Source organism: Methylocapsa sp. S129, from assembly GCF_009765995.1.
Lineage (GTDB): Bacteria > Pseudomonadota > Alphaproteobacteria > Rhizobiales > Beijerinckiaceae > Roseiarcus.
In genome coordinates this window covers 275,035-299,914 of the sequence record NZ_LMUI01000016.1, presented here as the reverse complement: position 1 = coordinate 299,914, position 24,880 = coordinate 275,035, and the positions used below count along the sequence as shown (strand labels likewise).

At 63.4% G+C, this 24,880-nt stretch carries 25 protein-coding genes and 1 tRNA gene; 9 read left to right on the top strand and 17 right to left on the bottom strand.

From position 1 onward, the window contains the following. Positions 1-3 precede the first annotated feature (3 nt). The 12 genes from GSQ90_RS10695 to GSQ90_RS10640 all read right to left on the bottom strand — a co-directional run bounded on the left by GSQ90_RS10695 (position 4) and on the right by GSQ90_RS10640 (position 11,582). Positions 4-1,047, bottom strand: coding sequence for an alpha/beta hydrolase (locus GSQ90_RS10695; RefSeq protein WP_158814808.1), 1,044 nt, complete (start codon positions 1,045-1,047; stop codon positions 4-6). Between the two features lie 228 nt (positions 1,048-1,275). Beyond that, complete coding sequence (locus GSQ90_RS10690) at positions 1,276-2,388, bottom strand: ABC transporter ATP-binding protein (protein ID WP_158814807.1); 1,113 nt, start codon at positions 2,386-2,388, stop codon at positions 1,276-1,278. A 5-nt stretch (positions 2,389-2,393) separates the two neighbouring features. Continuing rightward, positions 2,394-3,440 (bottom strand): NAD(P)-dependent alcohol dehydrogenase, encoded by a 1,047-nt coding sequence (locus GSQ90_RS10685; protein ID WP_158814942.1) that lies wholly within the window; start codon positions 3,438-3,440, stop codon positions 2,394-2,396. 12 nt (positions 3,441-3,452) lie between these two features. Next, the gene (locus GSQ90_RS10680; RefSeq protein WP_158814806.1) at positions 3,453-4,274 is read right to left on the bottom strand and encodes a carbohydrate ABC transporter permease; all 822 of its coding nucleotides are present in this window, start codon (positions 4,272-4,274) and stop codon (positions 3,453-3,455) included. Then, positions 4,271-5,137 (bottom strand): carbohydrate ABC transporter permease, encoded by an 867-nt coding sequence (locus GSQ90_RS10675; RefSeq protein WP_158814805.1) that lies wholly within the window; start codon positions 5,135-5,137, stop codon positions 4,271-4,273. Before GSQ90_RS10675 ends, GSQ90_RS10680 begins: the two co-directional genes overlap by 4 nt. Before the next feature lie 163 nt (positions 5,138-5,300). Continuing rightward, positions 5,301-6,578, bottom strand: coding sequence for an ABC transporter substrate-binding protein (locus GSQ90_RS10670; RefSeq protein WP_246731522.1), 1,278 nt, complete (start codon positions 6,576-6,578; stop codon positions 5,301-5,303). A 228-nt stretch (positions 6,579-6,806) separates the two neighbouring features. Beyond that, positions 6,807-7,733, bottom strand: a complete 927-nt coding sequence (locus tag GSQ90_RS10665; RefSeq protein ID WP_158814804.1) for an AraC family transcriptional regulator — start codon at positions 7,731-7,733, stop codon at positions 6,807-6,809. A gap of 124 nt (positions 7,734-7,857) precedes the next feature. Continuing rightward, positions 7,858-8,688 carry a hypothetical protein gene (locus GSQ90_RS10660; protein WP_158814803.1) on the bottom strand — a complete coding sequence of 277 codons (831 nt, stop codon included), beginning with the start codon at positions 8,686-8,688 and terminating at the stop codon, positions 7,858-7,860. Between the two features lie 41 nt (positions 8,689-8,729). Next, entirely contained in the window at positions 8,730-9,572 is an 843-nt protein-coding gene (locus GSQ90_RS10655; protein WP_158814802.1) for a hypothetical protein, read from the bottom strand. 407 nt (positions 9,573-9,979) lie between these two features. Beyond that, positions 9,980-10,273 (bottom strand): GlsB/YeaQ/YmgE family stress response membrane protein, encoded by a 294-nt coding sequence (locus GSQ90_RS10650; RefSeq protein WP_158814801.1) that lies wholly within the window; start codon positions 10,271-10,273, stop codon positions 9,980-9,982. A gap of 249 nt (positions 10,274-10,522) precedes the next feature. Further along, positions 10,523-11,032 carry a cupin domain-containing protein gene (locus GSQ90_RS10645; RefSeq protein WP_246731521.1) on the bottom strand — a complete coding sequence of 170 codons (510 nt, stop codon included), beginning with the start codon at positions 11,030-11,032 and terminating at the stop codon, positions 10,523-10,525. Between the two features lie 304 nt (positions 11,033-11,336). Next, positions 11,337-11,582: a hypothetical protein gene (locus tag GSQ90_RS10640; protein WP_158814800.1), complete on the bottom strand. Its 246-nt coding sequence runs from the start codon at positions 11,580-11,582 to the stop codon at positions 11,337-11,339. Between the two features lie 119 nt (positions 11,583-11,701). Between GSQ90_RS10640 and GSQ90_RS10635 the strand changes: the two genes are divergently transcribed. Together GSQ90_RS10635 and GSQ90_RS10630 are read left to right on the top strand one after the other, a co-directional pair. After that, a complete protein-coding gene (locus GSQ90_RS10635; RefSeq protein ID WP_246731520.1) occupies positions 11,702-12,979 on the top strand; it encodes a M20/M25/M40 family metallo-hydrolase in 1,278 nt (425 codons plus the stop codon). Between the two features lie 79 nt (positions 12,980-13,058). Beyond that, the gene (locus tag GSQ90_RS10630) at positions 13,059-13,832 is read left to right on the top strand and encodes an SDR family NAD(P)-dependent oxidoreductase (protein ID WP_158814799.1); all 774 of its coding nucleotides are present in this window, start codon (positions 13,059-13,061) and stop codon (positions 13,830-13,832) included. Positions 13,833-14,094: 262 nt separating this feature from the next. Here the strand turns inward: GSQ90_RS10630 and GSQ90_RS10625 are convergent, their stop codons facing one another. After that, a complete protein-coding gene (locus GSQ90_RS10625) occupies positions 14,095-15,030 on the bottom strand; it encodes an NADP-dependent oxidoreductase (RefSeq protein WP_158814798.1) in 936 nt (311 codons plus the stop codon). Positions 15,031-15,107: 77 nt separating this feature from the next. Beyond that, positions 15,108-15,479 (bottom strand): hypothetical protein, encoded by a 372-nt coding sequence (locus GSQ90_RS10620; RefSeq protein ID WP_158814797.1) that lies wholly within the window; start codon positions 15,477-15,479, stop codon positions 15,108-15,110. A gap of 127 nt (positions 15,480-15,606) precedes the next feature. Between GSQ90_RS10620 and GSQ90_RS10615 the strand changes: the two genes are divergently transcribed. Beyond that, entirely contained in the window at positions 15,607-16,512 is a 906-nt protein-coding gene (locus GSQ90_RS10615) for an AraC family transcriptional regulator (protein WP_158814796.1), read from the top strand. Positions 16,513-16,869: 357 nt separating this feature from the next. Here the strand turns inward: GSQ90_RS10615 and GSQ90_RS10610 are convergent, their stop codons facing one another. Then, a complete protein-coding gene (locus GSQ90_RS10610) occupies positions 16,870-17,082 on the bottom strand; it encodes a CsbD family protein (protein WP_158814795.1) in 213 nt (70 codons plus the stop codon). A gap of 242 nt (positions 17,083-17,324) precedes the next feature. Here GSQ90_RS10610 and GSQ90_RS10605 point away from each other — a divergent pair, with 242 nt between their 5' ends. The 4 genes from GSQ90_RS10605 (at position 17,325) to rimO (ending at position 21,430) form a co-directional block, all read left to right on the top strand. Next, complete coding sequence (locus tag GSQ90_RS10605; protein WP_158814794.1) at positions 17,325-17,741, top strand: hypothetical protein; 417 nt, start codon at positions 17,325-17,327, stop codon at positions 17,739-17,741. A gap of 190 nt (positions 17,742-17,931) precedes the next feature. Then, the gene (locus tag GSQ90_RS10600) at positions 17,932-18,633 is read left to right on the top strand and encodes an SDR family NAD(P)-dependent oxidoreductase (RefSeq protein WP_158814793.1); all 702 of its coding nucleotides are present in this window, start codon (positions 17,932-17,934) and stop codon (positions 18,631-18,633) included. A 411-nt stretch (positions 18,634-19,044) separates the two neighbouring features. Next, positions 19,045-20,022 carry a glutathione S-transferase family protein gene (locus tag GSQ90_RS10595; RefSeq protein ID WP_158814792.1) on the top strand — a complete coding sequence of 326 codons (978 nt, stop codon included), beginning with the start codon at positions 19,045-19,047 and terminating at the stop codon, positions 20,020-20,022. 55 nt (positions 20,023-20,077) lie between these two features. Beyond that, complete coding sequence (gene rimO / locus GSQ90_RS10590; RefSeq protein WP_158814791.1) at positions 20,078-21,430, top strand: 30S ribosomal protein S12 methylthiotransferase RimO; 1,353 nt, start codon at positions 20,078-20,080, stop codon at positions 21,428-21,430. 20 nt (positions 21,431-21,450) lie between these two features. Here rimO and GSQ90_RS10585 read toward each other — a convergent pair whose 3' ends face one another. Beyond that, the gene (locus GSQ90_RS10585) at positions 21,451-22,485 is read right to left on the bottom strand and encodes a tetratricopeptide repeat protein (protein WP_246731519.1); all 1,035 of its coding nucleotides are present in this window, start codon (positions 22,483-22,485) and stop codon (positions 21,451-21,453) included. A 472-nt stretch (positions 22,486-22,957) separates the two neighbouring features. On the opposite strand from GSQ90_RS10585, the gene GSQ90_RS10580 reads away from it, so the two are divergent. Then, positions 22,958-23,044 (top strand) — tRNA-Leu (locus tag GSQ90_RS10580). A gap of 43 nt (positions 23,045-23,087) precedes the next feature. On the opposite strand, the gene GSQ90_RS10575 is transcribed toward GSQ90_RS10580, so the two are convergent. Continuing rightward, complete coding sequence (locus GSQ90_RS10575; RefSeq protein WP_246731518.1) at positions 23,088-23,972, bottom strand: polysaccharide deacetylase family protein; 885 nt, start codon at positions 23,970-23,972, stop codon at positions 23,088-23,090. A 146-nt stretch (positions 23,973-24,118) separates the two neighbouring features. Between GSQ90_RS10575 and GSQ90_RS10570 the strand changes: the two genes are divergently transcribed. Then, entirely contained in the window at positions 24,119-24,880 is a 762-nt protein-coding gene (locus GSQ90_RS10570; RefSeq protein WP_158814789.1) for a GH25 family lysozyme, read from the top strand.

The following is a 24,880-nucleotide window of genomic DNA, read 5'->3' as shown; positions in this document are numbered from 1 at the left end:
CGTTCAATCTCCGGCGCAGCCCCGGAGATCGTAGAGCGCGGCAAGACCGCACGCGGAATTGAATATATCGTCGTTGTGGCCGACATCCGGAACTTGCAGCAGCCGGTGCGAGAGGGAGGTTGGATGTCGCCGTTGCAGGTAACGGAAATAGGCGAGGCCGCGCGCGTAACGATTGGGCCCCTCGGCTTCGGCCATGCAAGTCTTATCAAGCTCCGGATGGTTCGGGTTGTCATCGGCGGCGCCCAGGAGATAGATCACGTCGCGTCCGACATAGGCCGCTTCCAGCGCCGCGGCATCCTGACCCGCGAGATAGGGCGGCAACCCGGTCATGCCATATTTCCAACGATCATAGATTGGGCACGCGGCGGCGTCGAACGGCGCCAATCCATCGCCGGCCGGCCGCTCCGGGCTGAAATAGACATAGGAGGACGGGTTGGCCACGATATAGCGCAGATGAATTCCCGCCTTGGCCAGCGCGCCTTCGCCGCGGCTGGCGACGGCATAGCGTTGCACGAGCTGGCCGCCGCCGGAGTGGCCGGCGACGACCACGTCCTTGAGGGCCGGAAACAAGCCGCGATCGGCCAGTCGCGCCAGAATCGCATCGAGCGCGGCGAAGCTGCTGATGGGCGCGGGCCCACGAGCGTCGTCGCCGCCCTCCCAATTCGCATGGGCCCAATGCAGCGTCTCAGCCGGCAGATGCTGGGCGGCGACATCCCCATCGTTGAGGAATTGCGGCTCGATCAACAGCACCGATTCGGGATCGAGCTTGGAGGCGGCGCGCGCCGCTTCCGCGATCGTGCGGCTGAAATCGGCGGCGCGCTCGATCCCATGGATGGTGACGATGGCGCGGGTGACCGCGGGCTGCGGCCGGTTCCAATCCTGCGACACATAAAGCGCCAAAGCCCCAGAGCCTGCCGGCGTGTAAACCGTCAGGCGGCGGTCGGCGACCAGCCATACCGCAGCGTCCTCCGGGGGCATCTGCGCTGGCGCGGCGCTAAGCCCGAGCAGAATGCCGACGATGAGCGTCGCGGCCTTGCGCGTTCCCAACCGGCGCCTTCTGTGAGTCTCATTGCAACCCCATCGGCCGACAAAGAGCGCAGCAAAGGTGAAGGGATCGCATTCTGAGCCTCAAATAGCATGAGAGGGCGGTTGCCGAAAAGATCGGCGCCTCGGTCGAATGCCGCCGCGCTTTCTCCGTCGATGTGCTGTTCTTCAATCATCTCGCGCCGGCGGATGCGGTTCTCGACGCCAGGCCAACGACCCCGCGTCAAGTCGTCAATTTGAACGCGGCTTCAGCAGCGACAACCCCGTCCTTTCATCGAAGAGGTGAACGTCGCCCTCATCGAACGTCAGGCGAATGGCCGCGCCGGGCCGCGGGCTTCGGTGGGCTTCGACAAGCACGGCGATCTGTCTGGCGTCGCTCGACCCCGAGCGCGGCGCGACGTCGAGCAGCGCGGCGTCGCCCATATATTCGACGAGATCCACCGTGCCTTCGACCACGTTGTCTGTCGCCGACGGCGCGGCTTCGACGAAATTGGATGGACGCACGCCGAGGACCGCCTTCTGCCCATCCTTCAGGTCGAACCGCTCCCGCACGAATGCGAAGCTCAGCGCGCCGGACGTCGCGCGCCAACGATCGCCGCCATCGGAGATCGTCACGGAAATCAAATTCATGTTCGGCGTGCCGATAAAGCCGGCGACGAACAGCGTGCGCGGCCGCTCGTAGATTTCGGCAGGGGTCCCCACCTGTTCGATGACGCCGCCGTTCAGGAGCACGATCCGGTCGCCCAAAGTCATCGCCTCGAGCTGATCATGGGTGACATAGATCGTCGTCGTCTCCAGTCTCTTGTGCAGGCGCGCGATCTCGACGCGCATGTGGTTGCGCAGTTTCGCGTCGAGATTCGAAAGCGGCTCGTCGAACAGAAAGACCTGCGGCGTCTTGATCATCGCGCGGGCGATGGCGACGCGCTGCTGCTGCCCACCCGACAATTGCGTCGGATGGCGCAGCAAATAGGGGCCGAGGCCGAGGATCGCCGACACGTCCTGCACGCGGCGATCGATTTCGGCCGTCGAGACCTTCATCCGCCGCAGCCCGAAGGCGATGTTGTCGAACACGCTCATGTGCGGATAGAGCGCGTAATTCTGGAACACCATGGCGACGTTGCGGTCGCGGGGAAGCAGATCGTTGACGACGGCGCCGCCGATGGCCACTGTGCCGCCGGAAATGTCTTCGAGCCCGGCGATCATGCGCAGAATGGTCGACTTTCCGCAGCCCGACGGCCCGAGGAACACGACGAATTCGTGATCGTCGACCTCCAGGTTGAAGTCGCGCACGATCTCGACCGAGCCATAGGACTTCTTCAAGTTCGAACAACTGATCTTCGCCATCGCATTCAGCCCTTCGCCGGCGGCATTTTGATCTGCAGCTTCACGTCGGTCGCCAGACCGCGCGCGGCGCGCTCGAACGCCGCGATGCTTTCTTCGAAATCGAACACGCCGGTGATCAACGGCTTGAGGTCGACCTTGCCGGAGGCGATCAGGTTGAGGGCGCGGTCAAAGATATTGGCGTATCGGAACACCGTTTCGATGCGCACTTCCCGCGAGATGGCGCCGGCGATGTCGAACGCGACGGGCTCGACGGGCAGGCCGACCAGCACGACGGCGCCTCCCGGGCGCACGATCTGGAAAATGTCCGCATAGGGCCGGGGGTTGCCGCTGGCTTCAAATACGACGTCGGCGCCCCAGGCGTCGGTATGCCGCGCGACGGCAGCGGCGAGCGTCTCTTGTTTAATGTCGACCGGAATTATGCCCGCATAGCCCCCTGCTATGGCGAGCTTGTCCTCGGCAAGGTCGGCGATGAAGACGCGCGAGCACCCGCCAGCGAGAGCCGCGAGCGCGACCAGGATGCCGATCGGCCCTGCGCCAATCACCGCGGCGACATCGCCGGGCACGATCCGCGCCCGCGCCGCCGCCTGCATCCCGATGGCGAAGGGCTCGACCATCGCGCCTTCGGCGAACGACACGTTGTCGGGCAGCTTGTAGGTGAACGCGGCGGGGTGAACGACGTAAGCGGTCAGGACGCCATGCACCGGCGGCGTCGCCCAGAACGTCACGGCGGGATCGACGTTGTAAATGCCGAGCTTGGACGCGCGCGAGGAAAGGTTGGGCACGCCCGGCTCCATACAGACGCGATCGCCGACCTTAAGGGACGTGACGCCGGCGCCGATTTCGACAATCACGCCCGCTGCCTCATGGCCCAACACCATCGGCGCATTGACGACATAAGGGCCGATGCGGCCATGGGTGTAATAATGGACGTCGCTGCCGCACACGCCCACCGTGTCCATGGCGATTTTCACATCGTCGCGGCCCATCGCGGTCGGCAAATCGATCTCGCGAAGCGACAATTCGCCTTTTTTTTCGAGCACCAGTGCGCGCATGGTCACCGCTTTCTATCCGTTGGTCTTCTTGACGATGCTGTTCAGGAAACCACTGAGCACGCCGATGAACAGCAATGGCGGCAGGGACAGCAGAATGACGGAGGCGTTCAGGATGCCCCAGGGGACGTCCCGGCCGAGCTGCGTCAATTCGGAAGCGACAATGGGAAGCGTCTTGGCGTCGGACGTCGTCAGCATCAGCGCGATCAGGAATTCATTCCAGACCAGCACGAAGCTGAAGGCGAGCGCGCCGATGAGCGAGCGCGAGGCGATCGGCAAGGCGACCTTAAAGAACACCGCGTAGGGACCGTAGCCGTCGACCGTGGCGGCTTCTTCGACCTCTTTGGGCACGCGCTGGAAAGCGGGGATGCCCAGCCAGACGGTGGTCGAGATCGTCAACAGGGAATAGGTTGTGATCAGCGACAGCTGCGTGTCGTAGAGGCCCGCGTCGAGCCAGATGACCATGAGCGGAATGGCGACGGCGACGGGCGGCAGGAAGCGTAGCGAGAGCACAAAGAACTGAATCTCCCCGGTGAGGCGCGAGGGATGGCGCGCCACCGCGTAGGCGGTAGGCAAGCCGAATAGGGCGCCGATCAGCACCGACGCCCCCGAAACGATCACCGAATTGATGAGGCCTTGCAGGACGCTCTCGCGGCCAAGGACATAGATGAAATTATCGAGCGTCGGGGTGAAGATGAAGACGGGCGCGGGCGTGACGATGTCGACTCTGTTTTTGAAGGCGTTGAGGAACGTCCAGAGCACGGGGACGATCGCCATCGCCGCCGCCAGGCCGAGAATGACGCGGGCGATCCAGATGGCCGGCCGGACGCGATTCATGTGCGCACCCGCTTCCAAAGGATCGTGAAGGCGACGGTCGTGACGATCATCATCAGCACCGCCATCGAGGAGGCGTAGGAGATTTTTCCCGATTCAATGAAGCCCTGCGAGAAAGCATACATGTCGAGCGTCTCGGTCGTGATTCCCGGCCCGCCGCGCGTCATCACATAAATAAGGTCGAAAGCGCGCAGCGACTCGATCATCTTGACGAAGGTCAGGCTGATCAACGGCGCCTTCAGCATCGGGATCGCCACATAGGCGTAGATCTCCCAGGTCCTGGCATGATCGAGCTTGGCGGCTTCAAATGGCTGCGGCGGCAGCGTTTCAAGCAATTTCACGATGATGACGGCAAAGAACAGCGCCCATTGCCAGGCGTCGACCAGGGCGACCGTGGCCAGCGCCGTGTTGGGGTTCGAGAGCAGATCGAGCGGTTGTCCCGTGAGGGCCTTGTAGGGGTAGGTCGCCAACCCGAAAAGCGGGTGGAACGCGAATTTCCAGACATAGGCCGCCGAGACGCGCGGCAACAGCACCGGCATCAAAAACACCAGCGACAAAGCATTGCGCAACCTGGGCGAGAGCGCTTCGAACATCATGATGGCCAGCAGAACGGCGATGATCATCGTCGCGCTGACGGTGACGAGCTCCCATTTGAGCGACACGAAAGCGGCGTTGAGAAACCGCCGGTCTGAGAAGAGCTGGATGAAATTGCTCAGCCCGACGTAGTTGGCGTCCGAACCGGACAGCTCGCGGTCCTGAAGCGAAATGTTGATCGCGTAAATCGTCGGCACGAAGGCCAAAACGGCGAGGACGAGCATCGTCGGCGTGATGAACGTCGCGGCCAGATAATTGTTCTTGGCCCTCATGGAGGCGCCCCTGTTCGCTTGGAGGCCCGGCCCTGCCTGAAAAGGGCGCGAGGACTGAGACACTGGAAAGCCGGCGGCGAGGCGCGGGCCGCGCCGCCCAGTTTCTTAAAATCGCGCCGGGGACACAGGGAGGAGGACGCCCCCGGCCGAGACATTCCCGCCTTTATTGTTTCTTGGCGACGAGCGTCTTGGCGAACCCGTTCAACTCGTCGGCGGCGCCCTTGATGTCGGTGCGCGTGCCGGTAATCAGTTCTTCCAGCGAGATGCCCCAATGATCGCCCAGATCGGGCCAGCGGGGATCCTGCCAGAAGTTGACGGCCGTGACTTTCGCGGTATCGGCGAGCGCCTGGCCCAAATCCGCGCCGAATTGTTTGGCGAATTCGGGGCTGGTCAGGACGCTGGTCCGATTGAGTTCGCTGAACTCGCCGTCGGCCAGGCGGCGCATTTCGTTCTCTTTCGAAGTCGCCCAGGCGATGAACAGGCCCGCGCATTTCTTTTCCGCGTCAGTCTTGTTGGCCTTGGCGGCGATCGCCAGGCCGTGGCCATAGCCGCCGCCGGTGAGGGGGGAAGGCGGCGGCAAGAAGCCGATTTTGCCTATGACCTTCGAAACCTTGGGATCGAGGGCTTCGCCAGTCAACGGCGTCGATTCGATCAGGATCGCAACCTGGCCGGCGAGGAAGGCGCCGGTGGACTCGTCCCAACTTCCCGTCTTGGTTCCAGGCGGCGAATATTGGAACAGATCGAGATAAGTCTGAGTCGCCTTCACGAAAGCGTCGCTGTCGAAAGCGGGCGTATCGCCATCGAACCACTTGCCGCCAAAGCCGCGGAAATAGGGCATCCAACGCCACACATTGGCGCCCGATCCGCGCTGCCCGCGCAGAGCGACGCCATAGACGCCATGATCGGGGTCATGCAGCTTTTTCACCGCCGCGATGAACTCGTCAAGCGTCTTGGGCGGCTGCACGCCGGCCTTTTCGAGCAGGTCTTTGCGATAGACCATCATGTCGCCGCCCCCCGTCAGCGGCGCGAACCAGACTGTGCCGTTGACTGTCGCGACCTTCTGACGGCCCGGGTCGAAATCGGCGTAGTCATATTCCTTGGGATAATAGTCCAGAAGCGGAACAATCCACTTTGCCGCGGAGAAGAGCGCCACATTCGCTTCGTCGACATAGTAGACATTGTACTTACCGATGGTCGAGGCGTCGGCCTTCGACTTGGCGCGGCGATCGTTTTCGTTGAGATTGTCGATTTCAAACGTCGCGCCGCCGCTGAGCTTGGTGAACTCGTCCTTTGATTTTTCCAGAAGCGTCAGTCCGTCGCGCGGCTGTGACAGAACCTTGATGGTTCCGCTGCATCCCTCGGCTGACGCCGCGCCGGCCAAGATCGTCGAGAGCAGAAGCGCCCCCGCGAACTTCGCCGAAAGCATTGAGAGCTTGCCCATTGTCGTTCCCTTCCCTCAGGCTCGTGTTGTCCGCGTCGCCGGTTGAACCCGGGCCTGCGCCCGTTGCCGCCATATCGCGGAAGCGATCGATCCGAGGACCGTCGCTGAGGGGAGAAAATAGGCGCGAGCGCGTGGCGGGCTAGCGCGCATGTTGTCATCAATTGATACTTTATTGCGTTGTGCGATGCACAAAATGGCTACAAATAGCCCCTTGAACGCAGCATTGCATCAACGCCGTCCGCGCCGGGCTTCGGCGAGCCGTCGATATTCGGCCGGCGTCATGCCGCGCTGATTGCGGAAATTGCGATTGAAATTCGATAGATTGGCGTAGCCGACCTCAAAGCATATCTCGGTGATCGGTGTCTTTGAGCCGGCGAGCAATTTGCAGGCCTCGCCGATCCTGAGTTTCGTGATGTGGTCGGTGAAGGTATTGCCGCTGTTCTTCTTGAAGAAGCGCGAGAACGCGGTCTCGCTCATGCCGAACATCTCGCATAATTCCGTGATTTTGACGTCGCGGTTGAAGTTCGCCAAAGCATAGGACAACGCGCGATGGACGATGTCGAGCGTCTGCTTGTCGAGATTTGGCGCGAACGATTCCGACGACAGGATTTCGTATTCGTCGGAAAGGGAAAGGGTATGCAGCAGTTCAAAGAACAAGGCCAGCCGGGCGAGCCCCTCGGTCTTGCCCATGGTCTCAAGGATTTCCGCGCCACGGCGCCGGGCCTCGCCGCGGAAGGCAAGGCCCCTGCGCGCGCGGTAAAGCAATTGTTCGACCAGATTGAGTTCGGGCAATTCTTTCGCCGCCCGGGTGAGGCGCTCAGGATCGAACTGCAGCACGATGTCGCGTCCGGGAAGCAATTCTCCCGGCTCGACCTTGGTGACCCAATCGTGCGGCAGCCCACCGCCGACGACGGCGAGATAACCCGGTTCGAAATGGCCGATATGGTCGCCAGTCAGGGCGACGCCCGATGCGTAGCGGATGAGATGAATTTCGCATTCCGGGTGAAAATTCCAGACGTTCCGCTCCCAGGGATAATCGTCGAGACGCCAGAGGAACGATTCCGTTGCGCTCGTCTCCACATGTTCGAAGACCGGAGGCTTGGCGGTCGTTCGCTCGATTTGCCGCTCGGCGGCGGCGGTCTTTTTCGCATCCATCGGCGATCCGCGCTTTGTCCTGAAGCTTGTCGTCAAGCAATACAGCCATTTCCAGAATGACGTAAACGCCGTCGACGGCGTGGGGCGGCCGCGCCGGGACCGCGGCGGTTTTCGGCGGTCCGCCTCAGAACCGTTTCGCGTCTTCGGCGGCGAGCCGGTCCAGTTCCCCCGATCGCGTCGTAAAGCGCTGGCGGCGCGCGTCCCAGCGGTAGTTCGCCTGATAGGTCGCAACGCTTGGCCGGGGCGCCTTCTGATCGTCGCAGGCCTCGCCGGTCAGCGTGACGCGCTCCAGCACCGACACATGCACCGCGCTATAGGGACGCGGACCGGCGAACATGGTGAACGAAGGCTCCTGCGTGCGGTCATAGGCGCAGCTTCTTTCGCCGAAGGTGAAAATGGCGTCGATCAACTGGAAGCGATCGCGCCGGACGAACATCACTTTTGTCGAGAGGTAGGTCTGCTCCGAATTGCTATGCGTGCTGGTGATGAGAATGAGCGGCGTGCGCGGCGCGAGCAGCCCGACCTTGGCGTCGGAAAAGCTGGTGAAGCGGTCCGTTCCCACCTCGACGACATCGAGCAGTCTGGGCGCCGGCGAGAGGACGAAGAGCGCAAGCAATGCGGCGTCGGCGACCTGGCCCTCCGAGGGGCCGAGGTCGGCGAGGATGACGATCCGGGATTCGTCGCCGGGAATGGCCATCGTTTCGATATATTGCAGGGCGATCGTCTCGGGCGGATCGCCTTTCGCCTCCTTGCCGTCGATATGTTCGAAGGGCATGACTTGATGTCCGACGGCGCCGTCCTTGCCGCCGGGCGCGAGGTCGGTGACGACAAGTCTCATCAGGTCGAAATAAGTCAGGCCAGGATGGCCTGGGACCGTATCGCCAAGATCGGCGGCGGCGACCGGCGCGACGCAGAGCCAGAACAGCGCGCCGAGACAGAAGGCGAAGGCTTTCATGACGGCCCGATTACGGGACGCAAAAAGGCAGTGGCCTCGTTTCATGGCGCTTTGTCGTTTTCCCTGGCGAGCTGTTTCAGTTGCGTCGATGGCGTCGTGAAGCGCAGTGCGCGCGGGTCCCAGCGATAATTCGCCTGATAGGTCGTCACGCGCGATCGCGGCGTCTTTTGCTGGTCGCCGCAACCCTCCGCGCCCGTGGCGGCGATGCGCTCCTGCACGGAGACATGGATCGCTGGATAGGCGCCGGAGGTCGGAACAATGCCAACCGACCACGGCTCCATCTGGTTGTAGCTGCAGAGCTTCTCATCGAAGGTGGAAAAGGCGCCGATGAACTGAAACCGGTCGCCGCGGATGAAGATCATTTCCACCGAGCTCAGGGACAGATCTGCATCGTCATGCTCGCTGTCGATGAGGATGAGCGGGGCGCGCGCCGCCAGCATCGCCGGCTTTTCCTTCTGCGCGAAACCAATGGACTCGGCCGTCCCGACTTCCACAACGTCAAGGAGCCTGGGCGCCGGCGCAAGCGAGAACAGCGCAAGCAATTCCGCGTGGGCGACAAAACCTTCCTGGTGACCAAGGTCGACAAGAACGACGATGCGCGACGGATCGCCCGGGATCGCCATGGCGTCGATGTCGGAAGCGTCCAATGTCACGTCCTGCTGCGCTTCGACCGTCGAGTCCTTGCCTTCGATATGGGTGAACGGAACGATCGCATGCTCCGCGCCGTCCCCCGAAGGATCAAGGTCCGTCACCAGAAGCTTCGCCATGTCGAAATAGGTCAGGCCAGGATGGCCCGGGATGGTTTCGCCGAGCTCCGCGGCCCCCGCGACAGGCGCGCCGGCGAGCCACAGCAGCGAGGCAAGACAGCGAGCAGCGACTTTCACGAAGGAGGCTCCGGCGTGGGCTTCGGACATGGATTACGGGATTGCCAAGGCTTGCCGAGCCTCCAGCGCCGCGCCAAGAGCGCCCTGAGGAAAGCACGCTATAAACGCGGGCGTCGCAACCAGAGCGTACGGAACGGTTCACGGCGAGGTCAGCGACGCTCGTACCGAGACTTGGCATTCGCCCGAGCTGATCTGGAGTTTCACGCCCGCGATATTTCGACAAACTTCACGCCGGTCGAATAGAGGGCTGTCGCCGGCCCGCGCGGCTGCTTTTTCAAGGCCATCGAGGCGGCGCAACGCGCGGGCTTCGATCTTGAGGCCGCGCGCCTGAGGCGCGCGACGAGATTGTCAGCGTTTATGACCGTCAGTTTCGCGGGATCGGACGATAGCGCGCCTGATCGGCGCCGCTACCAGCGTCGACCTAGGCGGCCGCCCCATCCGCCGCCGCCCCAGACGAGTCTGAGGACGAGCAACAGCACGATGGCGCCGATGGTCGCGTTGATGATCAAAGCGACGGTTCCAACGCCCAGATGGATGCCGACGCGCGGCAGCAGCCAGTCGCCGATGAACGCGCCGATGATGCCGACGACCAAATCGCCGATGAGGCCAAATCCGGCGCCGCGCACGAGCTTGCCCGCCAGCCAGCCGGCGACAATGCCGACGAACAGAATGACGAGGAGACTTTCGTTTGAGAGGTACATGCCTGTTTTTCCCCGGGAGACGCCTTGGACCGTTCAATTCTCAATTCCCTGCCGTCATGGCCGGGCTTGTCCCGGCCATCCACGCGGCGCCGTTGCAAACAACCTACGAGGTTAGCGGTCGCAGCTCGGCGTGGATGGCCGGGACAAGCCCGGCCATGACGATCTGGATTGAATCGATCTACCTATAACTTGGCGTGCGGGAAATAGTTCCAGCCCTTTGCGGCCGCCGAAATGACACGGCCGGAGCGCTTACACCGGCCGCACAAAGGGTAGCGACGGATCGATGATCTTGTAGTTGACGGGCCCGATGCCGCAGATCGCGATGACGGCCGGCTCGTTGTGGCTGCGGATCACCCCGTCGTAATGCGGCGTTCCCGCCACGCGGCGCACGAAACTGCCGGCCGGCACGGGGACGCAGGCGGCGGGGTCGAAATCGGCGCCGCTGTTGCACCACCAGATTCCAGAGACGATCACGCAGAGCCGATCGCTGGTATAGCTATGCGGCGCGCTCATATAGCCCGGCCACCAGCGGACCAGCGTGTAGTAGAGACCCGACGCTTCCGGGTCCCCCACCAACGGGCACATGTCGACGCTGCGCGCGGGATTGGCCGGGTTCGATTTCCACTGCAAATCGGCCGGCAGTTTGATGATCGTCTGCGCCGGATCGAGCGGCGAGGCGGCCGCGCCCGACAGGCCGAGCGGCAGCGCCGCCAGCAGCGATGTCAGCAGAAGATCGCGCCGGCTTGCAGGATGCTCCATGAGGACCTCCATGGCTTGGGCTTCCACCATCTATGCTTTTTTACGCGCTTGTGCGCATTCGAAGCCTGCGGCGACAATAGCGCGATCGCGGCAGGTTCGCGAATGCGGCGACATTTAACGATCGTACACTTCTTTCAGGCGCAGCGATGATCCACAGCTTGCGGACGGCAAGAGGAGGAACTTCTACCACCTCGCATGAACGCTTCGGGAGCCGTTCCAGACGAAGGCTATCGGAGCCAAAGTCTGGATTGCTTCGTCGCTACGCTCCCTCGCAATGACAGCGGACTGATTGAACCGCCCCGCGCTAATGCGCGTTGCGCGGATGGGCGGAATCGTGCTGCTGCTGGTTTTCGAGATGGCGCTGCAAGGCGCCGACGAAAGCGGCGAGATTGTTCCGGTTGATGATGACGATATGATCCTCATCCGGCGATTGCTCGGCCGCCTGCCGGACGACCGTGTCGCCCCTCGGATTCTCGTAAATCGCTACGGCGCGCTGTTCCTGGATGGCCAGATCGTCTTCCATTTCGTCCCAGCTAAATTTATCGGTCATTGCTAGCCCTCAATGCGGGATTCGTGAATCAATCCCCACGCTTGCATGTCTTCATGCCAAGCAGATGACCAAGGCCATAGGGGCTCCCCTGCCCCACGATTTCACGCCAGGATGCAAAGATGATGACGCGCGCAGATCCCAATCCAAACCGACAAGCGCTGGCGGCCGAGGCGCGGGCAAACCGGCGCGGGGTCGTTGACATCGCTCTGAAATTGCTGGGCATACCGAGCCCAAACCCACCCGGCGATACGCGCGCCATCGCGGCCGCGATGCTGGATTTGCTGAACGCCATGCCCGGCGTGACGGCGGAACGGCACGCCTCCGGCGAGGGCATCCATAATGTCGTCGCGCGGCTGAAAGGGGCCGGCAACGGCCCGCGCCTCATCTTCAACGGCCATCTCGACACATTTCCGCTCGGCGACCTCCAGGAATGGACCGCCTCCACTACCGGCGCGGAAATCGGCGGCCGGATCTATGGCCTTGGCGTCTCGGACATGAAAGGCGGCCTCGCGGCCAGTCTTTTTGCGCTGCAAAGCCTCGCCGCCGCGCGTTCAGACTGGCGCGGCGAGATCGTCGCGACCTTCGCCGGCGATGAGGAAACGATGGGGCGGCTCGGCACGCAATTCCTGCTCGATCATGTCGCGCATGCGCATGGCGACGCCGTGATCTGCGCGGACGCCGGCTCGCCGCGCGTGTTGCGGATCGGCGAAAAGGGGCTGATCTGGCTGCGGCTGAAGGCGAAAGGCCGCTCGGCCCATGCCGCCCATGTTCATCGCGGCGACAGCGCGATCGACAAGCTGGTCGCCGCGATGGCGGGGATCGCCGCGCTGCGCGACTTTGCTGTGCGGGCGCCGGCGGAAGTGCTGGAGACGATCGCGGCGGCCTCCGCCGTTTCCGAAGCTTTGTCGGGCGTCGGCGAGAGCGACGTGCTGCGCAAGGTCACCGTCACTTTCGGCACGATCAAGGGCGGCCGCCTGCCCAATCTCGTGCCGGACGCGGCCGAGGCGACGGCCGACATCCGGCTTCCCCTCGGCGTCAACGTATCCGAGATCAAAGATTGGATCGCGCGACAGATCGTCGGCCTCGAGGGCGTCGCGGTCGAGTGGATTCAGAGCTACGAGCCGAGCTGGACGGACCCGGAAAGCCCGATCGTTGGCATTATGGCGGCTTGCGTGCGCGAGGCGATGGGCGTGGAGCCCGTCGTCAACATGCGCGTCGGCGCCTCCGACGCGCGGCTCTACCGGGCGGCGGCCCATCCGGTCGTGGTGTGCGGCCTGACGCCCAACGCTATGGGCGCGGCCGATGAATTCGTCGAGGCTGAGGAATTGATGGGGCTGGCGGAGGCGCTGACGCTGGCGGCGTTTGATTTTTTTGGGCGCGAGGAAGAGCGGCGATGACGGCCAAGCGGTTGAACATTGAATCGCATTCTTGACTCTTCGCCCTACGCGCAGATGAACAATGGCAGGGAAACGGAACATGTATCTCGAGAAATACAAACTGGATGGCCAGACCGCCTTCATCACCGGCGGCGGCCGCGGTATCGGCCTCGCCGCGGCCGAAGCCCTGCTGGAGGCGGGCGCCAAGGTTGTCATCTCCGACCACAACGCCGAAGTGCTGGAGAATGGCCGCGCCGAACTCTTGGCCAAAGGGCGGGCGGTCGACGCGGTCCTGCTCGACGTCACCGACGCCGACGCGGTCGGCCGCGCGGCGCGCGAAGCCAACGAGCGCCATGGGGCCATCGACATCCTGGTCGCCAACGCCGGCATCGCCTGGCCCGACACGCCGGGCGAATCGATGGCCGACGAAGTCTGGCGCAAGGTTTTGGATGTCGACCTTAACGGCGTCTACTGGTCGTGCCGCGAATTCGCCCGGCCGATGCTGCAGCGCGGGCGCGGCTCCATCATCACCATCGGCTCGATGTCGGGCCTGATTTCCAACAAGCCGCAACGCCAGGCGCATTACAACGCCGCCAAGGCCGGCGTGCATCATCTCACCCGCTCGCTCGCCGGCGAATGGGCCGAGCGCGGCGTGCGCGTCAATACGGTCGCGCCGACCTATGTCGACACTCCGATGTCGCGCGGCGGCTTCACCGAGCCCACGCTGTTCCCAGTCTGGATGGAGATGACGCCGATGAAGCGGGTGGCGCGCGCCGACGAGATCGCTTCCGCCATCCTGTTCCTGGCCGCCGACGCCTCCAGCGCGATGACCGGGGCGCTGATGGTGGTCGATTGCGGCTATACGATCTGGTAGGCGGAGCGCGCTTGAAAGGGTAAGCGAGGCGGAACGAAGCTGCCGGGATCACATACTTCGCGCACAGCAAAAAGGCCGCCACGCAGGGTAGCTATGGGTTGTTGCGGGCCTTGCGTCCGCCCCGGAGCGACCGACAGTTTGCGCCCATCGCGGTCATTCCTCAGCGCGGATGAACCGCCCGAAAGCGGGCGCACGGTCCAGCGGATCGCCGACGGGTAGTTTTCTTTGGGAATTGCGTATGCCCCAATTGAACGCCGAGAGGCTATCGCATGGGAGCGATCACCAGCTTTCCCTTGGGCGAGCCTGTTTTTTCCAGTTCGACGACAGCCGAGATGGCCTCAGATAGCGGCACGACACGGCCAATCGCCGGAACGAGTTCGCCTCGCTCGGCCGCCTCGGCGATGCCGGCCAAGGCTCGTAGCGTGGGATTGCCGAACACCAGGTGATGTCGCGACGGGAGCAGGCAACCAATCATCTTGGCGAAGGTGGGGACGATGTGCAGCGACAAGCCGCCGCGTTTCAACATCGCACTGCATTGGCTCAAAGACAGCGCGCCCGCGGTATCGAAGACCACGTCGAAGCGATGCCGATGCGAAACGACGTTGAATGCGCGATAGTCGACGACCTCGCTCACGCCCAGCGCCAGCGATTCCTCGCGCCCGGACGCGCTGCAACTGCCGACGACGTTGGCGCCGCGCATGCGCGCTATCTGCACCGCAGCACGTCCAACCCCGCCCAGACACCCGGTGACAAAGACTAACTGGCCTTCTCTCAGCCTTGCCTTCGTCACCAGCGCATTCCATGCCGTCAAACTCACTATGGTGAAGGCGGCCGCTTGCTCGAACGAGAAGGATCGCGGCTTGAGCGCAACGTTCTTTTCGTCCACGACAAGATATTCCGCGAACGCGCCCGCTTGACGGATGGAGGTGACGCCGAAGACCTCATCGCCCACCTTGAGCCGCTTTAGCCCCGGCCCGACGGCTTCGACCACCCCGGCGAAATCATGGCCCAGTCCGCGCGGAAACCGGGACCCGGAAATCGCCTTCATCTCGCCCCGCCGAAGCTTACCGTCCATTGGGTTGACCGCCGCCGCCCAGACCTCGACGCGAATTTGGCCCTTCCCGGCGTCGGGCAGCTTCACCTCGTCCAGCCGCAGTTCGTCCGGCGCCCCGAAATGGAGATATTGGATGCGTTTCATAGGCAGTGACCTCGGTCTGTCCTGATTTCGGTTGTGTGCAGGACGATTGGCTTCAGGCGGGGCAAATGCCCGTGCGGTCACTGACCGTCCCACCACACCCATACGAAGCCCGCCGCGAGCACAGCCTCCCCGACGACCGAACGGAAGACGCCAGGCCCGACGCGTCGAGCCAGGAACTCGAAGAGGCCGAGACCCGCGAGCAGCGTTATTGCTCCGCCCATGACCAGACACACTGCCGAGCGCATATCCGAGGGGGCCGCGGCTCGTCCGAGGAAGAACATCAGGGCGAGGGCAAGATACATCGCGCCGATCCGGCGAAATAGGATAAGCGACCCCGGGGTCGTTTCGACGCCCCATTCCTTGAGCACGGAACCTCCGGCGAAGATGAAGCGGAGGCCGAGAAGGCAGCCGGCGCACGTCATGATCAGCGCCATGATCTGAAAAGTCATTGTCGGTCTCCCGCACGCCGCAGCTTGTTTGTTCGACGGATGGCGATTGCGTCGAGAAAGAGCATGGACGATTGCAGTCAGACGATCTATGCGATGGCGTCTATTCTTCGTTGGAGATTGTCCAAAGATGGATCCGCTATCCGATGTCATTTCGCTTCTGGAGCCGAGAAGCTATCTCGTCGGCGGCTTCGAGGCGGGCGGAGACTGGTCGATCCGCTTTGATCCCTTCAACGGGATCAAATGTTATGCCGTGACCGCAGGGGCGTGCTGGCTCGCGATTGAGGGCGCCGGGGAGCCGGTGCTTCTCGAAGAGGGCGACTGTTTCCTATTGCCGCGCGGCTGGCCATTCCGGGTCGCAAGCGATCTGACCCTGCCGGCCGAGGACTGGAAGCGCCATTTTCTTGGCTCCCGCGACGGCGAACTGGTCAAACTGAATGACAGCCGCGGGGTCACGGTGCTCGGCGGCCATTTTCAGCTCGCCGGGCCGCAGTTGGAGATGCTGCTAGGCATGCTGCCGCCGATCGTCCATCTGCGAAGGGAAAGCGAGCGCAAGACGTTGCGCTGGGCCTTCGACCGGATGGGACAAGAGCTGACCGAGTCCAAACCGGGAAGCTTCTTGATTATCCAGCAGCTCGTCTACATGATCTTCGTCCAGGCGCTCCGCCTCCATCTCGACGAGCGCAACGGCGTCGGCTGGCTGTTCGCGCTCTCCGACAGACAGGTGGGGGCGGCGATCGCAGCCATCCATCGCGAGCCGGGGCGGCGCTGGACGGTGGCGGCGCTGGCCCTCGAAGTCGGGATGTCGCGCTCCGGTTTCGCGGCGCGATTTGGGCAGTTGGTCGGCGATGGTCCGATCGAATATCTCACGCGCTGGCGCATGTTGCTCGCCGGCCGCAGACTCTCGCGCGGCGAACCCATTGGCGCCGTCGCCCGCTCTCTGGGGTACGAATCTGAGAGCGCGTTCAGTTTTGCATTCAAGCGAGTGATGGGTAGCGCGCCTCGTCATCACGCGCGCCTAGCCGCCGTTGCGTAGCGGGCCGCTCCGTCTCGGCAGATTGAATGTCGTCTTGGACCGCCACTCATCCGGAAACCTGCCCGTCCGCCCTCGGCCAAGTCCGGTCGTTTAGGCGCGGTTGGCGGAGGTCCAACCTGGTTCGACGCCAGACTTCTCTGTCAGGACCCAAGCGTCAGATTTTCGTCACTAGCTGGTAGGCCGTGGCGTTCGCGGCGCGCAATCCGCGCGAGCGCTTTTTCGTAAACAAGAGGAGTCCCGATAGAAGCCGCAAAGCCTCCCCTCAGGCTGCGACCGCCGCCGACGCCGGACACAAAAAGGCCGCCCCACAGGGCGGCCAAGTTCGTTCTGGGAGAACCTTTTCGCGTTAAACGCGCGCTACTCGTCGTCGAAATTGTGCTCGTCGTCGATGCTATGCGCAGCGCCGCGGATGGCGTCTTTGGCGTCGCCGACCGCCTTGTGGGCGGCGCCTTTGGCCTTGTCGATCTTGCCTTCGGCTTGCAGGCGTTTGTCGCCCGTCAGCTTGCCGGCGGCGTCCTTGATCGCGCCTTTGGCTTTGTCGGCCGCGCCTTTGACATGGTCCTTGTTCATGCTCGCCTCCTTGGGGTTGAGAGGTTCGGCGAGAACGTGCGGACGGGTGGCGGGTTCCGGGCGTGGGGAGGGATTTTTTCGCTGCGGGGGTGTCGGGCGTCGACCCCCTCTCGGAGGCTTGCGCCGCCCTATCCGCCCGGCTCCGCCGGGCACCTCCCCGCTATGCGGGGCGAAGAGGTGCGCGTTATTGCCGGCGAGCGGACAAAGTCTTAGCTTGGTCCATTACTGGATCGGAGGTTCGCATGAGCGCCGCCGCTGGCGTCATCGCCGCCGCCGCCATAGCGAAGGAGCGGGCGGAGGAGGAGGACATGACTCCCTATTCGTCGAACGACCTGGCCGAGAACTGGGAATTCAAGATTCTGCGCTCGGCCACCGGCAAGTTTCGCAATTCCGTCTGGCTGCATGCGGTCTTGCAGGAAGAGGGCCGCGCCGGCTGGACGATGGTCGAGAAATTCGACAATGCCCGCGTGCGCGTCAAGCGGCCGGCCAGCGCCCGGGCGAATGATTCGACGCTCCGTTTCGACCCCTATCGGATCCAGGTCGGGATGAGCCAGGCGCGCCTCGCGCTGTGGATCATTATCGGCTCGCTCGTCGCGGTCGCCGCGATTTTCGGCGTCGTTTTCCTGATTGCCGCGGCGACTTCGCATGGGGGGCGGTGAATGGGGGGATGCGGGACCGTCAACGGCCCCCACCGTCATGGCCGGGCTTGTCCCGGCCATCCACGCCGAGCGGTGAGCGCCAACAATAGAAAGCCGCTTGCAACGGCGCCGCGTGGATGGCCGGGACAAGCCCGGCCATGACGGCTAGCATTTGCAACCGACCCCCAACCCTCTGAAAGCACAGGACCCCATGCCCGATTTCCCCTACCGTTCCGCCCTTATCGTCGGCGTCGGCGCCGGCATCAGCGCTTCGCTGGCGCGCGCTCTATCTGGGCTCGGCGTCAAGGTCGGCCTCGCGGCGCGCGATACCGGCAAGCTGGCCGCCCTCGTCGCCGAGACCGGCGCGGCGGCGTTCCAGGCGGACGCGGCTAAGGCCGATTCCGTCGCCGCTTTGTTCGAGGCGGCGACGCGCCAGATCGGCGAGCCGGATATCGTCGTTTATAATGCGAGCGCCCGCGTCCCCGGCCCGCTCGCCGAACTCGATCCGGCCGCGGTCGAGCGGTCGCTTGGCGTGACCGCCTTCGGCGCTTTCCTCGTCGTCCAGCAAGCAGCGAAACGGATGGGGCCCCGCGGGCGCGGCGCGATCCTGCTGACCGGCGCCACCGCCGGCATCAAGGGTTTCGCCAATTCGGCAGCGTTTGCGATGGGCAAGTTCGCCTTGCGCGGCCTCGCGCAAAGCGCGGCGCGGGAGCTCGGGCCGAAGGGCGTCCATGTCGCCCATTTCGTCATCGACGGCGGGGTGCGCGCCGCGCATCGTCCGGAGCCCGCCGATCGGCCCGACAGCCTGCTCGACCCCGACGCGATCGCCCAGACCTATATCGACGTGCTGCGCCAGCCGCGTAGCGCGTGGTCGCTGGAGGTGGAGCTGCGGCCGTGGGTGGAGCGGTTTTGAGGGCGGCCGGGCGGGCGGCGCGCAAGGCGCGCCCGATCGGGGCGGCGCTACCCCTTGGATTTCTCTTTTCCAGAACAATCTCTGGACATTCCAGCTTTTCCGCCACATGCTTTTGGCGTCGAACGTTCGGACCGGAGAATAAGCGACGCGCCCATCATCCAAACTTTCTCAGAAAAAAATTCAGACTTTTCACCGCTAAGCCTTTGATTTCCCACGCTTGAATATGGAGATGCAAATTTTTTCGATTCCTAAGCCCTTGAAATTGCTCGGCCCGCAAAATCAGCTTTCGCCGCTTTCGCGCTTTTTCCGCGCGCATTCCAACGTTTTTGCAAACCGATCCTGGCGCGGCGACGGCTTGCATCAGGGGACGCGAGGCCACTTATAAGCGGCGCACCAATCGAAAGGCACCCCATGGGATTTCTTCTGAACGGCGTCTGGAGCCAGGAAAGCGCTTTTCCGACCGATACGGACGGCCGGTTCGTGCGGCCTTCGGCGCCGATCCGCCATTGGGTGACGGCCGATGGCGCGGCGGGCCCGTCGGGCGACGGCGGCTTCAAGGCCGAGAAGGGGCGCTACCACCTCTATATCTCGCTCGCCTGCCCCTGGGCGCATCGCGCGCTGATCTTCCGCAAGCTGAAAGGGCTGGAGGATATGATCGGCCTATCAGTGGTGCATTGGCATATGGGCGCGAACGGCTGGACCTTTGAGGATAGGCCAGGCGTCATCGCCGATCCCGTCCATCACGCGCGCTTCCTGCATCAGGTCTATACGGCTTCGCAGCCCGATTATACCGGGCGCGTCACGGTGCCCGTGCTGTGGGATCGAGCGACCGGAAAAATCGTCAATAACGAATCCTCCGAGATCATCCGCATGTTCAATGTGGCGTTCGACGGGCTCGGCGCGGCGCCGGGCGATTATTATCCCGAGGCGTTGCGCGGCGAGATCGACGCACTGAACGAGCGCATCTATCCCAATGTCAACAATGGCGTTTACCGCTCCGGTTTCGCCAGAAGCCAGGGCGCCTATGAGGAGGCGGTGCGGGCGCTGTTCTCGACGCTCGACTGGCTCGAAGAGCATCTGGCCATGCATCATTGGCTGTGCGGCGAGGCCATCACCGAGGCGGACTGGCGGCTGTTCACGACGCTGATCCGTTTCGACGCGGTCTATGTCGGCCATTTCAAATGCAACATCCGCCGCATCGCAGATTATACCAATCTAACGCGTTATTTACGCGATCTCTACGCCCAGCCAGGAATCGCTGAAACCGTTAATTTTCAACATATTAAAGGCCATTATTACAGCAGCCATCCGCAACTCAACCCGAGCGGCATCGTGCCGGTCGGGCCGGAACTGGCGTTCGAGGACGATCCGGGAACGGTCGTCGCATGAAGCCTGGACGCGCCGACCATTGCGTCCGGGGGGCGGGCGTGGCAATCGAACCGCCATGAACGACCTTATCGACGCCTCCGCTCGGCCCGCGCCGCGCATATCCTTCGTCTCGCTCGGCTGCCCCAAGGCTCTGGTCGACAGCGAGCGCATCCTGACCCAGCTTCGCGCGGAGGGCTATGAGCTTTCGCGCCAGCACGCCGGGGCCGACGCGGTCATCGTCAACACCTGCGGCTTTCTCGACAGCGCCAAGAAGGAATCGCTGGAGGCGATCGGCGCGGCGATGGCGGAGAACGGCAAGGTCATCGTCACGGGCTGCATGGGCGCCGAGCCCGACCAGATCCGCGACGCCTTCCCCAATGTCAGCGCGATCACCGGCCCGCAAGCCTATGAGAGCGTGATGGAAGCGGTGCGGCTGGCGGCGCCGGCCCCGCATGACCCGTTCGTCGACCTGATCCCCGACACCGGCGTTCGCCTGACGCCGCGCCATTACGCTTACTTAAAGATTTCAGAAGGTTGCAACAACCGCTGCACCTTCTGCATCATTCCAAAATTGCGCGGCGATCTCGTTTCGCGCCCCGCTGCTGAAGTGTTGCGTGAAGCGGAAAAGCTGGTGAAGGCCGGCGTCAAGGAATTGCTCGTCATTTCGCAGGACACCAGCGCCTATGGCCTCGATATCCGCTATGCCGCGAGCCAATGGACCCGGCCTGACGGCAACCGCGAAGTGCGCGCCAAATTCCTCGATCTGACGCGCGAGCTTGGCACGCTAGGCGCTTGGATTCGTTTGCAATATGTCTATCCCTATCCGCATGTCGACGAAGTCGTCGCCCTCATGAATGGCGGCAATGTGCTGCCCTATATCGACATTCCGTTCCAGCACGCCTCGCCGCGCGTGCTGAAAGCCATGCGCCGTCCCGGCAATCAGGAAAAGACGCTGGAGCGCATCCGCGCCTGGCGCGCGATCTGCCCGGACCTGACGATCCGCTCCACGTTCATCGTCGGCTTCCCCGGCGAGACGGAAGAGGATTTTTCCTTCCTGCTCGACTGGCTCGACGAGGCGAGACTCGACCGTGTCGGGGCCTTCAAATACGAACCTGTCGCGGGCGCAGTCGCCAACGACCTTGGGCTGGAGCAGGTCCCCGCCGAGGTCAAAGAGACGCGTTACCGCCGCTTCATGGAGCGCCAGCAGGCGGTCAGCGCCAAGCGGCTATCGGCAAAAGTGGGCAAGCGCATCCAGGCGATCGTCGACATCGGCGGCGCGACCAGCGCGAAAGGGCGCTCCAAAGCCGACGCGCCGCAGATCGACGGAACGGTCCATATCGTCTCGCGCCGACCCTTACGCGCCGGCGATATCGTCAGCGTTAAAGTCGAGCGCGCCGACGCCTACGATTTATATGGGACGGCTGTATAGGCTGATTGGGCCGGACCGGACTACTGCTGGGGCGGCGGCGGCGGGGGCTCGTCGTTCGCTTCAAACGCGGCCATCGGCGGCGGGCTGCCGAACAAGCGCGGCATCGCCGGCAAAGCGGCGCCAAGCGCTGGCAACAGGCCCTGAGCGGCGACGGCGTCGGGCGGCGGCGGCAATCCCGCTCCGCCCCTGGCGCGGTCGGCCAGATAAAGCGCGGCGATCTGCCGGTCCTCGTCGCTGGCGGCCGCGAAATCCTTGACGTAGAGATCGTTCATCCAGTCGTCTTTGGGGCCTTGCGCGGCGCTCTTGGCGATGGTCAGCCACATCAGGCCTTTCGCGCGCTGGCGCTGCCCGCCAACCCCCTCGAACAGAAGGTGCCCAAGCACAGCCTGGGCCGGGCGATGCTGCTTTTCGGCGGCGAGCGCCAGCCAGCGCGCGGCGCGCATGTTGTTCTTGGTCAGGCCGGCCGCACCGTCCATATACATGCGGGCGAGGTTATACTGGGCGTCGGGATCGCCAAAATTGGTCGCCGCATATTGAAACATTTCGAGCGCGCGCTCGGGGTCGGGCTTCACCTCGGTATTGGGGATGCCGTTCAGGCAATAGACGCCAACCGCCACGAAAGCGTTGGACACGGCCGAAATGTCGCGCCGATCCGGCTCGTCCTCATTATAGCTCTGAACGAGCTGATCGAAATATTGATAGGCCTGGAAATCGTCATGAGGCACGCCCTGCCCTTGGGCGTACATGCGCCCAAGCTTCCATTGGGCGAGCGATTGGCCGCCCGCCGCGGCGTATTTGAGCGCGTCGACCGACGATTTGGCGTCGCCCGCGCGCAAGTCGTCGATCCCCGCGCGCAGGGCCTGCTGCGCGCTCTTGAAGACCTTGAGGGGTATCTTGTCCATCGTCGAGGGCTGCGAACCGTCGAGCGCGAAAGCGGGAGCGCCCCCCGCCAACGCCAACAACAGCGCCAAGGCGAAGCTTCGATGCGGCGCGACGCGCCCGGCCATCAAGCCGACCGCGCCCCAACCACCCCTATCGAACGCGAACGCGCTCATCCCAACTCCGAAACTAACGCCCCATCCCGCTTCGCGCCCATACGCCAGCGATATTCAAGCGGAAATGAAGCCATGACTTTCGTCATATTGCAGGAAACGAATTAGCGCGGGGTTTATGGCGCAATCGCGGCGCGTTGAAGCGCGAATTCGGGCTTGCGATACTTGTTCCGAACATGTTGCGAATTTACAACTATTTCGGTCAGGGCGACGAGCGGAGACTCGATCGCCACGCGGTTTCCGCCCGTTTGCGCCCGTCGGCGGCATCCGATGCCGCCGTTGCAAATCGAGGATGCATTCCTCGCACCCACTATCGATCGCCAGCCTAACCTTAATCCGCGGCCAGCCTTCATATTATGAAGAAAAACGCGGCGGTTGAGGAAAGACGGATAAGCAAACCGTTGGCCTTGTCATTGGGGGGGCTATTTGTTAGACGACGCCCCTGCCCGCGCGGGCCTGGTTCGCGCGCAGATCAGCGGCCATGGCGGAATTGGTAGACGCGCTAGCTTGAGGTGCTAGTCCTTTAACCGGGGTGGAGGTTCGAGTCCTCTTGGCCGCACCAGAATTCAACGGCGGCCTTCGGGTCGCCGTTTTTTGTTGCAGGCCTATCCAGGTGGCGGCGGCTTGGTGAGCCTGGGCTTCAGGCGGTCGATGGTCCGCTCGGTCTCCGAAACCCAGCCCGGCGGCGCATCGACCGTTACGCCGGGGCCGGGACCGGCGACCATGTGAACGACATGGTAACCGCGCAATTTGAGTTCGCGCAGGAAATGGGGAAGCATATCCGCGGTCCACTGGTGGTTGTCGTGGAGCAGAATCATGCCGCGCTTGACCGCTTCGAGCCGCGCCATGATCAGATTGAGCTCCACCTGCGGCGTCATTTCAATCCAGTCGGACGCCCAAAGATCAGTGCTGAAAATGCCGACATTATTGGCCGCGAACCAGCTTTTCAGATCCGCCGTGTCGGCAAATCCGGGAAAGCGGAAGAACGGCGCGTGCAGTTTGAGACCGCTGAGGTCTTTCGGCTCGCCGGCGCTGAAATCGGCGCCATAGACGATCCGCTCGACGGCGATCATCCCGCGCAGGATGTCGGCCCGCGCTTCGCGATCGCCCATATAGCGCAGGGTCGGCTGCGGATGGGTAAAGGTATGATGAGCGACATTATGGCCCTCGGCAGCCTCGCGACGCGCGAGTTCCGGCGTCGCCTCCACCTTGCGGCCGATGTCGAAGAAGGTGACGCGCACGCATTCCGCGGCCAGCGCTTCAAGAATCTGCGGCGTGGTCGCGACTTCAGGCCCGTCATCGAAGGTCAGGATCACTTCATGATCGGCGAGTGGAATCTCTTTCGGATAAGTCTTGAAGCCGACCGCCAGGCCGCCCTGCGTGCCCACCTCGACGATCCGCGAAGTTCCCAGCTTGTCAGGACCGCAATCGGCGGCCTTTGCGGCGCCGGCAAAAAGCGGCAGGATGAGAAAAACAACCGATATCTTCAATGGAGCGCCTTTAGACGAGCTGAAATAACATGAAGCATCCGCGGCCGCTGGCGCGTCAAGCGCCAGGCCGAATCGGCGCATTAACGAAACGTTACATCGGGCGCTCTAATTTGCGCTAACCTCATTGCGTTGTCTCGGTTTGTCCCATGTGTGTTCCCAGACTCCATTCCGCCCGCCTTGGGGCCTTGCTCGCCCTGACGCTCAGTCTCGCCGGCTGCGGCGGTGGCGCGGGCGTCGGGTCGTTCGATTTCGACGAGGGCCTTCCCCACCCCAGCGACTATCCGATCCACGGCATCGACGTCTCCAAATATCAGGGAGAGATCGACTGGAACGCGGTCAAGGCCAGCGGCGTCAAATTCGTCTGGATCAAGGCGACCGAAGGCGGCGATCACGCCGATGAGAAATTCACCGCCAATTGGACAGGCGCGAAAATGGCGGGAATCCCGCATGGCGCCTATCACTTCGTCTATTGGTGCCGGCCGCCAGGCGAGGAAGTCGCCTGGTTCGAACAGAACGTGCCGGTCGAAGACGATTCCCTGCCCCCGGTGCTCGATGTCGAGGCGACGCCGACGTCGGCGACCTGCCATCGCCATCTCGAACGCGAATCCACGATCGCCGACATGAAGGTGATGCTGGAAGAAATGGAGCGCCATTACGGGCGCCGCCCCGTCATCTACACCAGCGTCGATTTCTTCGAGGCGATCCTGTCGGACGGCGCCTTCGCCGATTATCCGATCTGGGTGCGCTCGACCAAGCATCATCCTTCGGTGCGCTACGGCTCGCGCCCCTGGCGCTTCTGGCAATTCCAGGCCGACGGCTACACGCCCGGTATCGTCGGCCATGTCGACCAGAACGCCTATTATGGGTCGCCCGAGCAATGGCAGGCGTTTCTGGACGGACCGAAGTAG

Excerpts from the sequence above, each read along its gene's own strand:
- rimO (WP_158814791.1), top strand. The coding sequence starts at position 20,078 with ATGAACGACCTTATCGACGCCTCCGCTCGGCCCGCGCCGCGCATATCC.
- GSQ90_RS10675 (WP_158814805.1), bottom strand. The coding sequence starts at position 5,137 with ATGAGGGCCAAGAACAATTATCTGGCCGCGACGTTCATCACGCCGACG.
- GSQ90_RS10680 (WP_158814806.1), bottom strand. The coding sequence starts at position 4,274 with ATGAATCGCGTCCGGCCGGCCATCTGGATCGCCCGCGTCATTCTCGGC.
- GSQ90_RS10615 (WP_158814796.1), top strand. The coding sequence starts at position 15,607 with ATGGATCCGCTATCCGATGTCATTTCGCTTCTGGAGCCGAGAAGCTAT.
- GSQ90_RS10670 (WP_246731522.1), bottom strand. The coding sequence starts at position 6,578 with ATGGGCAAGCTCTCAATGCTTTCGGCGAAGTTCGCGGGGGCGCTTCTG.
- GSQ90_RS10630 (WP_158814799.1), top strand. The coding sequence starts at position 13,059 with ATGTATCTCGAGAAATACAAACTGGATGGCCAGACCGCCTTCATCACC.
- GSQ90_RS10570 (WP_158814789.1), top strand. The coding sequence starts at position 24,119 with ATGTGTGTTCCCAGACTCCATTCCGCCCGCCTTGGGGCCTTGCTCGCC.
- GSQ90_RS10585 (WP_246731519.1), bottom strand. The coding sequence starts at position 22,485 with ATGAGCGCGTTCGCGTTCGATAGGGGTGGTTGGGGCGCGGTCGGCTTG.
- GSQ90_RS10595 (WP_158814792.1), top strand. The coding sequence starts at position 19,045 with ATGGGATTTCTTCTGAACGGCGTCTGGAGCCAGGAAAGCGCTTTTCCG.
- GSQ90_RS10665 (WP_158814804.1), bottom strand. The coding sequence starts at position 7,733 with ATGGATGCGAAAAAGACCGCCGCCGCCGAGCGGCAAATCGAGCGAACG.
- GSQ90_RS10625 (WP_158814798.1), bottom strand. The coding sequence starts at position 15,030 with ATGAAACGCATCCAATATCTCCATTTCGGGGCGCCGGACGAACTGCGG.
- GSQ90_RS10635 (WP_246731520.1), top strand. The coding sequence starts at position 11,702 with ATGATGACGCGCGCAGATCCCAATCCAAACCGACAAGCGCTGGCGGCC.
- GSQ90_RS10690 (WP_158814807.1), bottom strand. The coding sequence starts at position 2,388 with ATGGCGAAGATCAGTTGTTCGAACTTGAAGAAGTCCTATGGCTCGGTC.
- GSQ90_RS10620 (WP_158814797.1), bottom strand. The coding sequence starts at position 15,479 with ATGACTTTTCAGATCATGGCGCTGATCATGACGTGCGCCGGCTGCCTT.
- GSQ90_RS10685 (WP_158814942.1), bottom strand. The coding sequence starts at position 3,440 with ATGCGCGCACTGGTGCTCGAAAAAAAAGGCGAATTGTCGCTTCGCGAG.
- GSQ90_RS10650 (WP_158814801.1), bottom strand. The coding sequence starts at position 10,273 with ATGTACCTCTCAAACGAAAGTCTCCTCGTCATTCTGTTCGTCGGCATT.
- GSQ90_RS10640 (WP_158814800.1), bottom strand. The coding sequence starts at position 11,582 with ATGACCGATAAATTTAGCTGGGACGAAATGGAAGACGATCTGGCCATC.
- GSQ90_RS10610 (WP_158814795.1), bottom strand. The coding sequence starts at position 17,082 with ATGAACAAGGACCATGTCAAAGGCGCGGCCGACAAAGCCAAAGGCGCG.
- GSQ90_RS10605 (WP_158814794.1), top strand. The coding sequence starts at position 17,325 with ATGAGCGCCGCCGCTGGCGTCATCGCCGCCGCCGCCATAGCGAAGGAG.
- GSQ90_RS10660 (WP_158814803.1), bottom strand. The coding sequence starts at position 8,688 with ATGAAAGCCTTCGCCTTCTGTCTCGGCGCGCTGTTCTGGCTCTGCGTC.
- GSQ90_RS10645 (WP_246731521.1), bottom strand. The coding sequence starts at position 11,032 with ATGGAGCATCCTGCAAGCCGGCGCGATCTTCTGCTGACATCGCTGCTG.
- GSQ90_RS10600 (WP_158814793.1), top strand. The coding sequence starts at position 17,932 with ATGCCCGATTTCCCCTACCGTTCCGCCCTTATCGTCGGCGTCGGCGCC.